This is a genomic window from Cupriavidus sp., from assembly GCF_057315035.1.
In genome coordinates, this window is record NZ_DBHKYV010000039.1 from 44,660 (window position 1) to 57,750 (window position 13,091).

The 13,091-nt window shown below is 62.6% G+C and carries 12 protein-coding genes and 1 pseudogene; 7 read left to right on the forward strand and 6 right to left on the reverse strand.

The features are described from left to right. Positions 1-9 precede the first annotated feature (9 nt). From ACO550_RS31845 to ACO550_RS31855, 3 genes are all read left to right on the forward strand, one after another. Entirely contained in the window at positions 10-408 is a 399-nt protein-coding gene (locus ACO550_RS31845) for a Zn-ribbon domain-containing OB-fold protein (protein WP_315596191.1), read from the forward strand. Between the two features lie 6 nt (positions 409-414). Next, positions 415-1,710 (forward strand): CoA transferase, encoded by a 1,296-nt coding sequence (locus ACO550_RS31850; protein WP_315596192.1) that lies wholly within the window; start codon positions 415-417, stop codon positions 1,708-1,710. A gap of 366 nt (positions 1,711-2,076) precedes the next feature. Next, a complete protein-coding gene (locus tag ACO550_RS31855) occupies positions 2,077-3,366 on the forward strand; it encodes an SGNH/GDSL hydrolase family protein (protein WP_485995074.1) in 1,290 nt (429 codons plus the stop codon). A 51-nt stretch (positions 3,367-3,417) separates the two neighbouring features. On the opposite strand, the gene ACO550_RS31860 is transcribed toward ACO550_RS31855, so the two are convergent. Then, positions 3,418-3,741, reverse strand: coding sequence for an antibiotic biosynthesis monooxygenase (locus tag ACO550_RS31860; protein ID WP_315596194.1), 324 nt, complete (start codon positions 3,739-3,741; stop codon positions 3,418-3,420). A gap of 29 nt (positions 3,742-3,770) precedes the next feature. Further along, on the reverse strand, positions 3,771-4,682 hold the full coding sequence (locus ACO550_RS31865) for a LysR substrate-binding domain-containing protein (protein WP_315596195.1): 912 nt from the start codon (positions 4,680-4,682) through the stop codon (positions 3,771-3,773). A gap of 112 nt (positions 4,683-4,794) precedes the next feature. Here ACO550_RS31865 and ACO550_RS31870 point away from each other — a divergent pair, with 112 nt between their 5' ends. Both ACO550_RS31870 and ACO550_RS31875 read left to right on the forward strand, forming a co-directional pair. After that, on the forward strand, positions 4,795-6,273 hold the full coding sequence (locus tag ACO550_RS31870) for an amidase (protein WP_315596196.1): 1,479 nt from the start codon (positions 4,795-4,797) through the stop codon (positions 6,271-6,273). 18 nt (positions 6,274-6,291) lie between these two features. Further along, the gene (locus tag ACO550_RS31875) at positions 6,292-7,758 is read left to right on the forward strand and encodes a short-chain fatty acid transporter (protein ID WP_315596197.1); all 1,467 of its coding nucleotides are present in this window, start codon (positions 6,292-6,294) and stop codon (positions 7,756-7,758) included. A 110-nt stretch (positions 7,759-7,868) separates the two neighbouring features. Here the strand turns inward: ACO550_RS31875 and ACO550_RS31880 are convergent, their stop codons facing one another. Further along, positions 7,869-8,810: a LysR substrate-binding domain-containing protein gene (locus tag ACO550_RS31880; RefSeq protein WP_315596198.1), complete on the reverse strand. Its 942-nt coding sequence runs from the start codon at positions 8,808-8,810 to the stop codon at positions 7,869-7,871. 162 nt (positions 8,811-8,972) lie between these two features. Then, positions 8,973-9,260 (reverse strand): annotated as a pseudogene (locus tag ACO550_RS31885) (LysR family transcriptional regulator); the annotation flags it as partial. Positions 9,261-9,353: 93 nt separating this feature from the next. Between ACO550_RS31885 and ACO550_RS31890 the strand changes: the two are divergent. Both ACO550_RS31890 and aroQ read left to right on the forward strand, forming a co-directional pair. Continuing rightward, complete coding sequence (locus ACO550_RS31890) at positions 9,354-10,472, forward strand: Gfo/Idh/MocA family oxidoreductase (RefSeq protein ID WP_315596199.1); 1,119 nt, start codon at positions 9,354-9,356, stop codon at positions 10,470-10,472. Further along, positions 10,472-10,954 carry a type II 3-dehydroquinate dehydratase gene (aroQ, locus tag ACO550_RS31895; RefSeq protein WP_315596200.1) on the forward strand — a complete coding sequence of 161 codons (483 nt, stop codon included), beginning with the start codon at positions 10,472-10,474 and terminating at the stop codon, positions 10,952-10,954. Before ACO550_RS31890 ends, aroQ begins: the two co-directional genes overlap by 1 nt. Here the strand turns inward: aroQ and ACO550_RS31900 are convergent. After that, positions 10,942-11,967, reverse strand: a complete 1,026-nt coding sequence (locus ACO550_RS31900; RefSeq protein WP_315596201.1) for a porin — start codon at positions 11,965-11,967, stop codon at positions 10,942-10,944. The genes aroQ and ACO550_RS31900 overlap by 13 nt on opposite strands. 104 nt (positions 11,968-12,071) lie before the next feature. Further along, positions 12,072-13,073, reverse strand: a complete 1,002-nt coding sequence (locus ACO550_RS31905; protein WP_315596202.1) for a tripartite tricarboxylate transporter substrate-binding protein — start codon at positions 13,071-13,073, stop codon at positions 12,072-12,074. Positions 13,074-13,091 lie beyond the last annotated feature (18 nt).

Here is a 13,091-nt window from a genome sequence, read left to right on the forward strand (position 1 = left end):
CTGCCAACAATGACGACTCCTTACGTCCCGACTCCGTACAAGGCACCCGACGAGTTGCCCGACAACACCGCGTTCTGGCAGGCCGCCCGCGAAGGCCAACTGCTGGTGCGGCACTGCAAGTCCTGCGGCAAGCCACATTGGTACCCGCGTGTGCTGTGCCCGTTCTGCATGGGCGAAACCGAATGGAAGACCGCCAGCGGACTCGGCGAGATCTATTCGTACAGCATTACGCGCCGCGCTGGGCCCAATCCGTTTTGCATCGCCTATGTCACGCTCGACGAGGGCGTGACGATGATGACCCATATCGTCGATACCGACCTGGACAGCGTGCGAATCGGCCAGCGGGTCAAGGTGCGCTTCGCAGAAACCGAAAACGGACCGCCGGTACCGGTCTTTGCACCGGCTTGAAATCCCATGACGACGACCTCGTTCGATTCGGCTAACGACCTGCCGCGCCCTTCCCGGCAAACCGGCGCACTGAGTCACCTGCGTGTGCTCGATCTCTCGCGCGTGCTGGCGGGCCCCTGGTGTACCCAGAACCTTGCCGACATGGGCGCCGACGTGATCAAGATCGAGAAGCCCGGCGAGGGCGACGACACACGGCGCTGGGGCCCACCCTACCTTGCCGGCGATGACGGTCCGTCGAGCCAGGCCAGCTACTTTGCCGCGTGCAATCGCAACAAGCGCTCGGTGACTGTCGACATGGCCACCGCGGAGGGACAGAAGCTGATCCGCGAGCTGGCGTGCCAAAGCGACGTGGTCGTCGAGAACTTCAAGACCGGTGGTCTCAAGCGCTATGGGCTCGACTACGACACGCTCAGTGCACTGAATCCGCGTCTGATCTACTGCTCGATCACCGGCTTCGGCCAGACCGGACCCTACGCGGCGCGTCCCGGCTATGACCTGCTGATCCAGGCCATGAGCGGCCTGATGAGCATCACGGGCCAGGCGGACGGCGATCCGGGCGCAGGACCGATCCGGGTTGGCGTCGCCGTAATCGATGTCTTCACCGGCATGTACGCCACCACCGCGATCCTGGGCGCGCTCGAAGCACGCCACCACACAGGGCGCGGACAGTGCATCGATATCGCCCTGCTCGACGTTGCCATGGCCGTGCTGGCCAATCAGGGCGCGGGCTTCCTGAATGCCGGCAACGTGCCCACGCGCCAGGGCAACCTGCATCCGAGCGTGGTGCCGTATCAGGATTTCCCGACCGAAGACGGTGACATGCTGCTGGCCATCGGCAATGATGGCCAGTTCGCACGCTTCTGCGAGATTGCCGGCGTCGACTGGGCGCGCGACGAGCGCTATGCCACCAACACCGGCCGTGTGGTCCATCGCAAGACGCTGATCCCAATGATGTGTGATCTCACGCGGACCAGGCCGACCAGCGAGTGGATACGACTACTGGAAGCCGGCTCGGTGCCGTGCGGCCCGATCAACAATATCGCGCAGGCGTTTGCGGACGAGCACGTTCAGCACCGTGGCTTGCGCGTCGAGCAGCATCGTTACGGCGCAGATGACCCGCGTGGCGCCGATCCTGTGAATCGCGTATGCAGCACCGCAAGTCCGCTGCGGTTCTCCGAGACACCCACGATCCTGCGTCATGCCCCGCCCGCGCTGGGCCAGCACACCGATGATGTCCTGAGCGACTTCCTGAAGCTCGACCCTCAGCAGATTGCTGACCTGCGAGCCAGACGCGTGGTGTAGTAACTGCGGCGTAGTGGTTGGTATTTTCGATACGATTTTCAACACATTACTTTTCAGCGCCTTTCATTACAGGTTTGTCATTATAAAGATAATGACAAACCTGTAATGTCATAACGCCATCCACCCTGTTTTTCACATACTTTTCAGGTATTTATTTCAACCATCACCGACCGATACCGCCTTAAGTACGAGGCTGCGTGCGGCTCCGGCGATTATCCCCCCCCATAATCTGCGACTTTTTCCGACAAAGCGGTAATCCCCCAGCAGGATGCCATGCCAGACCTATGGCTGAGTGTGTCCGCAGCTCCCTCGTGAAAACATAAAAACACATTATTCAAAAACGAGGGGCGTGCGATGAAAGCGAAATTGGCATCATTTTCCATGGCGTTGCTGGTGGCGTTGACCGCCGGCTGCGGCGGTGGCGGGGACGGCAGCGGGGGCTCCCAGCAGGAGCACGTCAGCGGCGGCGATGCACCGGCACAGCCCGGCACGCCACCGGTCACGACACCGCAGACCCCAGCCACCGAGTTGCAGCTCACGCAGGCGCTGATCAAGGCCGCCGCCGCGCGCGGCGCCATGCCGGGCACCATGTCGTCGCCACCGATCATTACCTGTGGCGCCGCCAACATGCCGTCCACGATCACCGACAGCACGCTGATCTCTCCCGACAATCCGGCGTTGCGCTACAGCGGCACCATGGTCCAGGCAGGGACCGTACATCCCGACCAATTGCTGGTGCGCAACGCCGCGGTCAACTACGGCGGCCTGGGTCGCGGGTCGAATGTGCTCTACATCGAGTTCATCACCGACGCCCCGGTCTTCGAGATCCTGTCAAAGGGCAACGTCGAGATCTCGGCCCACCGCATCCTGGTGGATGGTGAGTACGCATCCACCACGCCGACCGCGTACCCCGACGATGGCAATCTCTACCTCACGCGTGTCGACTTCCAGGGCGCCAGGAAGGCGCGGCATATCCGCATCGAGACCATCGACATGCGCTTCGGCGGCGTGCAGATCGGCCCCGGCGACTCGATCTCGGCCGCTCCGAAGCAAGGCAACGTGCGCGCCATTGCCTTGGGCGATTCCATCACCGAAGGCATGTCCGGATACGGCTACAACTTCGAGAACTATGCCACGCGGCTCGGCCACATGATGGGCTGGAAAGACATGTACGTGTCTGGCGTGGGCTCTACCGGCTACCTGGCCGCGCCATTCACCAAGCTCAAGTTCCGTGACCGCATGGCAACCGATGTCTATCCGTTCAGCCCCCACGTGCTGCTGATCGCGGGCGGCCTCAACGACGCCGATTTCACGAAGGAGGCATTGCAGGCCGAGGCATCAGCATTGTTCGATGAAATTTCAGTGAAGCTGCCGAACACCGTCGTCTTTGTACTGGGCCCCTGGTCCGCGGGCTCGCGGCATGTTGATCAGCAACAGGCCATCAAGGCAGCGGTTGGCACTCGCGCCAACTTTCATTTCATCGACAATGTCGGCGAACAATGGCAGACCGGTACCGGCAACGTAGCGAACCCGAAGGGTGACGGCAACGGCGATATCTACCTGTCTGGCGATGGCACGCATCCGACTCTGGCCGGCCATGTGTACCTGGCGGACAAGGTGGCCACGGCAATGAGGCAGGTCATCGGGAAGTTCTGAGTTCCGGGGGGCGACGGGCGGCTGGCATGTAGCCGCCCTCATTCACCCGCATCAGTGATCGGAGAACGAGTACTCGCGTTCGACCCGGCAGATGCGCGTGGTATAGGCGCGATACCATTTCTCGCGCCCGGTACGTTGCGCCGTGATGTGTTCCGCGTTGCGTTTCCAGGCCGCAATCGCCTCAAGGCTTGCCCAATACGACACGGTGATGCCGATCTCTTCGCGAGCCGATTCAACGCCGAGAAAGCCGGGCTGGCTTGCGGCAAGCGCAACCATCTCGTCGGCAGTCTGGCCATAGCCATCGTCGACCTCGGTGCGGATCGAAGTAAAGATCACGGCGTAATACGGGGTGGGTGGGGTGTTTGCGATTGTCATATTGTGTTGAACCATCGGACGCCGACAGGTTACGCCACGCGCCAGACGCTGGCCAGTGCCGCCCTTACGGTACGGATCGCCGGTTCATTCTCCAGCGCGTCAGGATAGAGCAGCGCCAGGCTGGTCTGCGCGCCATATTCCCCGACAAATACCAGCTTGCCATCAGCCAGTGCTTCGCGCGCCAGGTCCTCCCTCAGCAGACCGATGCCCACACCGGCCGCCACCAGATCACGAATCAGCAATTCGTGATCGGCCAGCACGGTTTCCACAGGCTGAATGCCGGCGCGCGCAACGATTTCCGCCATCAGTTCCTGATGGGCGCTGTGCGGGGTCATGCGCAGCCACGGTAACTGCGCGAGCGCGGCCGGCGAAGCGCTTTCGACCTGTTGCTGCCATGCGGCTGGCGCAACCAGCCGGAATGTCAGCGGTTGCAGCACATCCATGCTGCAACCACGCGGTGCGGTACGCGCGACCATGATGGCTGCATCGATTTCCGATGCCTGCAACGCCGTCAGTAGCCATGGCGTACGGCCTACCTGAAGGTCAATCTTCAACGCGGGGCATTGCTGCACCAGCAGCGCCAGCAACTCGCCCACACGCAGCATGCCCGGGTCGAGCATGACCACCCCGATGCGCAAATGCCCTTCTATCTGCCCCTGCAACGCCTTGGCGGCATGCATGAAATCGCCGAACGCCTCCAGTGCCCTCTCCGCCCGCGACAGTAGCTCCTGACCGCTTTGGGTCAGGTTCACGGAAGACTTCGTGCGCGCGAACAACTGCACGCCAAGCTCTTCCTCGAGTTGCCGAAGCTGCCCGCTGACGGCTGGTTGCGTGATGTGAAGCGCCTCTGCCGCACGCGTGACATTGCCGAATCGGGCAACCGTGATGAAGGTGCGTATCTGCCTGATGTCCATGGTCGAAGCGGAGCTTATGGGCGTCATCAGCAGATGTGATTTCCGCCCGGGATGTCCGCCAATTATTCTGCAATCGTCCCGGCGCCACAAGCCTGCACGGCCGCGCCACACGGACCACGACAACATTTAGGAGACAGGCATGACCCCGAACATCGACACCGTCGAGCGCCCCGACACGACCGCCAGCCGCGGCAATGCGCTGTGCGATCTGAGCGCTACGGAGGCCGTACGGCTGCTCAAGCGGCGCGAGCTTGCGCCGCTTGACCTCGTCGATGCCGCCATTGCGCACATCGAAGCCGTGGACCCGATCGTCAACGCCCTGCCGATCCGCAATTTCGAGGCAGCGCGCGCCGCGGCGAAACGCTTCCCCCAGCCCGATGCCGAAACCGCGATCGCGCCGGGGTGGCTGGCCGGACTGCCAATTGCGGTCAAGGACTATAACGACCTTGCCGGGCAGCCCACGACCTATGGGTCTCCGATCTACCGGAACAATATTGCGACAAGGTCTGATCTGACGGTCGCGCGCCTCGAACAGCGCGGCGCGATCCCGCTTGCCAAATCGAATGTTCCAGAATTCGCAGGCGCGAATACCTTCAACACGGTCTTTGGCGCCACCCGCAACCCATGGAACACCGAATGTTCCGCAGGCGGTTCATCGGGCGGTTCGGCGGCCGCCCTGGCGGCCGGCATGGTGTGGCTGGCTACCGGCAACGACCTGGGTGGCAGCCTGCGCATTCCGGCCAGCTTCTGCGGCATTGTGGGCATGCGCCCGAGCGTTGGCCGCGTACCGCGCCCCGCATCGGTAATGCCATACGATCCGCTTTGGGTGGAAGGTCCCATGGCACGCAGCGTGGCCGACGTGGCGCTGATGCTCGATGCCCAGGCCCATTTCGACATGCGCGATCCGCTGTCGTGGCCCGCACCATCGAAGCCATTTGTCCACGCCATCGCCAATCCGGCCGTGCCCACGCGCGTGGCGTTCTCCCCGAACCTCGGCATCGGCAAGGTTGAAGCCGAGGTTGCCGCGATCTGCCGCAATGCCACGCTTCGCTTCGGCGATCTCGGTGCCGACGTGGATGCGGCACAGCCAGACTTTACCGGTGCGTTCGAAGCATTCCAGACCCTGCGTGCCAACCTGGTGGCCGCCGTACGTGGGCCGCTGCTCGAAGAGCATCGCCCACAGATCTGCGACGAGATTATCTGGAATATTGAGAAGGGCCTGAATCAGACCGGCACAGACGTGGCACGCGCCGATCGCCTGCGCGGCGAACTGTTCCAGCGCGTGGCGGGCTTCTTTAAAACGTATGACGTACTGGCGTGCCCCACCGTGGCGGTGGCTCCGTTCCCGGTCGCCCAACGCTTCCCGACCGAGATCGATGGCCAGCCACTCACCTCCTACATCGACTGGATGTACCTGACGTTCGTACTGACGCTGACCGGTTGCCCGACCATCTCGGTCCCGGTCGGGCTGACGTCGGACGGGCGTCCGGTTGGCTTGCAGCTGGTAGGCCGCCCGCGTGGCGACTTCGACCTGCTTGCCGCCGCGCATCTGCTCGAACAGACCACCGGCATGGCTTCGCACGTGCCGTGTGTCCCGGCGCAACGCCAGCACGCATAGGCGCGCAAGGAGATGCACATGTCAGTTCAAAAGGAAATTGCCGCTGCGGCACGCGTGCCGCAGGGGATAGAGACCCATGTAGAGACTCCGGCCTTCGAGCGCCTGGCCCTGCGGGTCACGGCCTGGTGCGAGAAGTGGTATCCCGATGCCTATGTGTTCGTTGCATTGACCGTGCTGGCGGTAGCGATCGGGGCCTTGGCCATCGGTGCGAAACCCGCGGCGGTCTCGGTAGCCTTCGGCAACGGATTCTGGAGCCTGATCCCATTCACCATGCAGATGGCAATGGTGGCCATCACCGGCTACGTGATTGCCAGTTCCCCGCCCATGGCGCGGCTGGTGGAACGGGCGGCACGGCTGCCGCGAACGGGGCGCTCCGCGGTAGCCTACGTGGCCTTTGTCAGCGTGGTGGCATCGCTGCTGCACTGGGCCATCAGCCTGATCTTCGCGGGGCTGCTGGCCAGGGCACTGGCACGCCGCACCGAACTGCGGATGGACTACCGTGCTGCCGGCGCAGCCGCCTACCTTGGCATTGGCGCTACATGGGCGATGGGCATCAGTTCTTCCGCCGCGCAGCTTCAGGCAAACCCGGCCAGCATTCCGGCCAGTCTGCTGAAGATCACCGGGGTAATTCCGTTCAGCCAGACGATCTTCCTGTGGCAGAGCCTGATGGTGACGGCCGTGCTGCTGGTACTGTCGACGCTGATTGCGTACTGGACCGCTCCGGCACCGGAGCGCGCGAAGACAGCCGCCGATCTTGGCGTGGACATCGAACCCGCCGCGCATGCAGCGCCGGTCTGCCGGCGGCCCGGCGAATGGCTCGAGCACAGTCCGCTGCTGACAATAGTGCTGGTAGCGCTGGGGGCGGGATGGGTGTGGCATGAGCTGGCCAGCAAGCCGTTGCTGGTTGCCATTTCGGGCCTCAACACCTACAACCTGCTCTTCCTGCTGATTGGCATGCTGTTGCACTGGCGTCCGCGCAGCTTCCTTGACGCCGTAGCCCGTGCGGTACCTGCCACGACCGGCGTGCTGATCCAGTTTCCGCTGTATGGTGCCATTGCCAGCATGCTGACTATGGCGAACGGATCTGACGGCGCCTCGCTCTCGCATCATCTCTCGACGCTATTTGTCGGCGTTTCGACGAGCGAAAGCTATCCATTGATGATGGGCATTTACTCTGCGGTGCTGGGCTTCTTCGTACCGTCGGGCGGTGGCAAATGGATCATCGAAGCCCCCTATGTGATGCAGGCCGCCAACGACCTGCACGTGCACCTGGGCTGGGCGGTTCAGATCTACAACGCCGCCGAGGCGTTGCCCAACCTGATCAATCCGTTCTGGATGCTGCCGTTGCTTGGCATTCTCGGGCTCAAGGCGCGGGACCTGGTTGGCTTCACGTTCGCGCAGTTCCTGACCCATACACCGGTCGTGCTGCTGTTGCTATGGGCGCTGTCCAGGACCCTGCCCTATGTGCCACCGGTAATGCCGTAGCGTGACAGGGAGCCTGCGTCGGAAACACCTCGTTCGAACGGCGCGGGCTCCCCTGTCAAATCTCACAAAGTCACCGCTCCACTCCCCCTTCAAGGTCACGCGTCACCGTGTCACCGTGTCACCAGCGCGAAAGGCCCATCCGTAAGATGCTGCTTGAGAAAATCCACGCAGACCCTGACTTTCGTCGACGTTGACGATCGCGCCGATGTCACGGCCCAGACATCGGCTCGCTGCATGTAGTCGGGCAGCACACGCACCAGTTCGCCCGACTGGAGGCTTGCGGCTACGTCCCATATCGACGCCATGATCACCCCATAGCCTTCGAGCGCCCACTGCCGCACGATATCGCTGTGATTGGATGCCACCGGTCCCGTCACCTTGACGGACTCCTCGCCATTGGGGCCTGCCAGCCGCCATACGCCAAACCGTTGGTCGCGTCCGCGAAACGGCAGGCAATCGTGCTGGGCAAGGTCCGCCAGGCACTTTGGTGTGCCTGCACGGGCAAGGTAAGCGGGGGCCGCGCACAGGATGCGGGCGCTGTCCGCGATCTTGTGCGGTATCAGATGCGGCTCCTGAACCTCGCCGACGCGGATGTCGATATCGAAGCCCTCGCCCAGCAGGTCTACGCGCCGATCGAGCAGTTCTAGCCAGATCTCGAGCGCGCCGTACTTCTGCCTGAGCAACGACAGGATTGGCGACACATGCTCGCGCCCCAGCCGCAAACTTGTGCTGATGCGGACCAGGCCACGCGGGTCACCGCGCGGGCCAGCCAGCGAGTCGGCCATTCCCTGAACATCGTCGAGGATCTTCTGCGCCCACTGGAACGCCGCCTCGCCATCGCTGGTGATCGACACGCGCCGCGTGGTGCGCGAGAACAGTTTGACGCCGAGTGTTTTCTCCAACAGTGCGATGCGCTTGCTGACGTGCGACGGCGAAATGCCGGTCTCCGTCGAGGCAGTAATAAAGCTCGCGCGGCGCGCCACCGTGCAGAAGAGCTGCAGGTCGCGCAGGAATCCGTCATTGTTGGCTATTAGCGCATGATGATTTTCCATCTGGACTGATTATGGCCGTGATTGTCACGAGTAATCTAGCCTCAAATCACGAGGTCGTCCAATCCATGTGCGGCCGCAACCCATCCAGACCACATGAGAAAAATCCAGTTGGCGGTAGCCGGGGCAGGACTCATCGGCAGGCGCCATATCGAACTGATACAGGCCAGCCAGCGAGTCGGCCATTCCCTGAACATCGTCGAGGATCTTCTGCGCCCACTGGAACGCCGCCTCGCCATCGCTGGTGATCGACACGCGCCGCGTGGTGCGCGAGAACAGTTTGACGCCGAGTGTTTTCTCCAACAGTGCGATGCGCTTGCTGACGTGCGACGGCGAAATGCCGGTCTCCGTCGAGGCAGTAATAAAGCTCGCGCGGCGCGCCACCGTGCAGAAGAGCTGCAGGTCGCGCAGGAATCCGTCATTGTTGGCTATTAGCGCATGATGATTTTCCATCTGGACTGATTATGGCCGTGATTGTCACGAGTAATCTAGCCTCAAATCACGAGGTCGTCCAATCCATGTGCGGCCGCAACCCATCCAGACCACATGAGAAAAATCCAGTTGGCGGTAGCCGGGGCAGGACTCATCGGCAGGCGCCATATCGAACTGATACAGGCCAGCCAGCGCTGCGAACTCGCCGCAATCGTCGATTTCAGCCCCGCCGCGCAAGAGATCGCCGAGGCGGCCGGGGTGCGGCTGTTCCAGACCTTCGCCGAGCTTTTCGAGCAACACCGCCCTGACGGCATCATCCTGGCAACACCCAACCGCTTGCATGCCGAGCAGGCACTGGCATGCATCGCCGCAGGCGTACCGGCGCTGATCGAGAAACCGGTAGCGCACTCCCTCGAAGACGGTGAGCGATTGCGTCGCGTGGCGGAGCGCATCAATGTGCCAATCCTCGTCGGGCATCACAGGGCGCACAGCCCGGTACTGGCAAGGGCGCGCGAGATCATCGGACAAGGGCGGCTCGGCAATATCGTGAGCGTGATGGGCAGCGCGGTGTTCTACAAGCCCGACGACTACTTCGACGCCGCGCCCTGGCGCCGCCAGGCCGGCGGCGGTCCGATCCTGATCAACATGATTCACGAGATCGGCAACCTGCGATCCTTGTGCGGCGAGATTGTCGCGGTACAGGCGCTGGCGTCGCATGCCACGCGACGCTTTCCGGTGGAAGACACCGTCGCGATCAATCTGCGTTTCGAAAGCGGTGCGCTCGGCACGTTCCTGCTGTCCGATACCGCCGCGTCGGCGCGTAGCTGGGAACAGACGTCGCGGGAAAATACGAGCTACCCCTCATACGAGGACGAAGACTGCTACGTAATTGCCGGCGATATGGGTTCGCTGTCGGTGCCCACGATGCGGCTCAAGACCTACGCACGCAAGCAGGATCGGTCCTGGTGGAAACCGTTCGAGTGCACCGTGGAAGCAGTCACTCGCGCAGACCCGCTGCAACGGCAACTCGAGCACTTCTGCGACGTGATCTGCGGCGCGGCCCAGCCGCTTGTGACGGTGGACGACGGCCTGAGAAACCTGCGCATCACCGAGGCCATCGTCGAGGCCGTCCGCACCGGCGCGGTTGTCACCACGGAACGCACCACTACCAACACAAACACACACACGAACGCACACACGAACGCAAACACACGTACGAGGGAAGAAGCGTAATGAAAATACTGATGTTGCACGGTATCAATCACAACATGTTCGGCAAGCGTGACCCGGCGCAGTACGGTACGGTCACGCTGGCAGAGATCGACAACCATCTGCAAGCGTTGGGACGTGAAATTGGCGTATCGGTGGAGAGCTTCCAGACCAACCATGAAGGCGAGATGTGTGAACGCATTCACCAGGCCTTTACCGACGGTGTCGATGCGGTACTGATCAATGCCGGTGCCTGGACCCACTACAGCTACGGCATTCGTGATGCACTGGCCATTCTTACCGTACCGGTGGTCGAGGTGCATATGTCGAACATTCATGCCCGCGAGCCATTCCGCCATCATTCCGTGTTCGCCGAGATCGTGAAAGGACAGATCTGCGGCTTTGGCGTCGACAGCTATCTGCTCGCGATGCGTGCGGCAGTGAATGCGGCAATGGATGCGTCCATCGAACCCATCGCCGCAACGCCGGACCATCAGAAGCGATGACGCAGGCCCACGCTGATCGAGCGCGCATCGTCGCCGCTGCCCGGATCGATGGCGATGCTGTTGTTGGTCACGCTGCCGCCCGGGCTGTTGTGGACATAGACCATCCGCAGATAGGCGGTGGTGCGTTTGCTGAGATCATGGTCCCAGCCAAGCGTCATCGACCATGGGCGTTCACCGCCCCCAAGCACCTGCCGCTTGATCGCCACGGCCTTCAAGGTATCTTTCTGCGTCACGTTCCAGCTGAACGTGACACCGTAGTGGCGCGCGACACGCGTATCCGCCAGCCGGCTGCTGGCCTGGGCAAGCAGCAGCCCGATCTCCACCGGCTTGAAACGGTAAGAGCCGCCGAGAAAATGGTTCGACGTCAACGCAGTTGGCACCTGCGGCAGGTTGGTACCCGTGTACATGCCCTGATAGCTATAGAACGCGTAGACATTGCCCAACTCATACGTCGCATTCATGCCGAAATTGGTACCCGAGCGCGGATTCCCGGGCACCTCGCCGGGCGCCACGGCAGCGCCAATCGCAAAGCCTCGCCACGTCGGCGAGAAGTACTGCACGGCATTGTCGAAGCGCGCGCCATAGGCGACCTGCCCGGTGCCCTGCGATGCGGTCGCGCTTAACAGGTTGAACGGCGACACCATGCCGTTGAGCAGGAACGGGTCCAGCCGCAGCAGCGCATAGAACGACGGCGTATATTGGCGGCCCAGCCGGAGTTCGCCCCACGATTCGTTGGAAAGCCCCAACCACGACTGCCTGCCGAACAGTCGGCCATTGCCGAAGAACTCGGTGCCGGTATCGACATTGAAGCCGGACTCCACCAGGAAATTGGCCTTGGTACCGCCGCCAAGGTCCTCGATGCCACGCAGTCCCCAGCGCGATGCCGCCTGCTGGCCCTCGCGCATCCGTACCACGCTTTGCGAGCCTTTCGCGTATTCGATCGACGCATCGGCTACGCCAAACAACTGCACCGTCATTGCCGTTGCACTGCCGCATGCGAATGCCAATCCCATGCCAAGGGCGATTCCGGATATTCGTCTGCTACCTGTCTGCTCACTCACGCTGCTGTCTCCCGTTCTTTTGTCTTAGTGGTGTTGTGTTCTTGGTTTTGTGGTTGCTACTGGGGCGTCACGCCGGCGACCTTGACCACGTCACCCCAAGCGGCCAGATCGGCGCGCACCAGTTGTCCCAACTCGTCTGGTGTGGAAGGCTTGCCCGGTTTCAGGTACATCGACGCAAAGCGTTGCTGTTCCTCGCGCGACTGCAGGATGCGGTTCACCTCGGCATTGAGCCGCGCCACAATCGGCGTGGGCAGACCCTTGGGGCCGAACAACGCCAGCCAACTGGCCTGCTCGAACGGCACGCCCTGCTCGCCCATCGTCGGCACTTCAGGCGCCGGCAACAGGCGTTCCGGGCCCGATACCGCAATACCGCGGATGCGGCCCGACTTCAGATGGGGAATCGCGGACAGCGAATCGGTGAATGCAATCGACACGTGTCCGGCGGCCAGGTCGTTGGTGCACTGCACGGCGGTCTTGTACGGCACGTGCCGCAAGCGGATGCCGGTTTTTGCTTTCAGGTACTCCATGGCAAGATGGCCGCCCGACCCTACGCCCCAGGAGCAGTAGGCCAGCTCAGTGGGGCTTGCCTTGACATAGGCAATCAGCTCCTTGAGGTTGTGCACCGGCACCGTGGATGTCACTGCCAGCATGTTGCCGCCCGGTGCGCTGGGACGGGCGATTGGCGTGAAATCCTTGACGGGGTCGTAAGGCAGGCTGACCGTGGTCCACGGATTCACGGTCAGCGTGGCCGAATAGGTGAACAGCAACGTATAACCATCGGGTTCGGCGCGAGCCACCATCTCGCTGGCAATGATGCCGTTGGCCCCGGGGCGGTTATCCACCACTACCGGCTTCTTGAGCGCTGCGGACAGCCGTTCCGCCACCAGGCGGGCGGTCTGGTCGGTTACGCTGCCCGCGCCGGAAGGCACGAGCACGCGGATCGGACGATTGGGATAGGGCGCTGACTCGGCATGGGCCACACCTATGCCGGACAACGTGGCCAGCGTCGCGGCAATGGCCGTCAAGGCCACGCGGACGCCAGGGTTCTGGCTGTACATGTTGCTGTCTCCGTCACG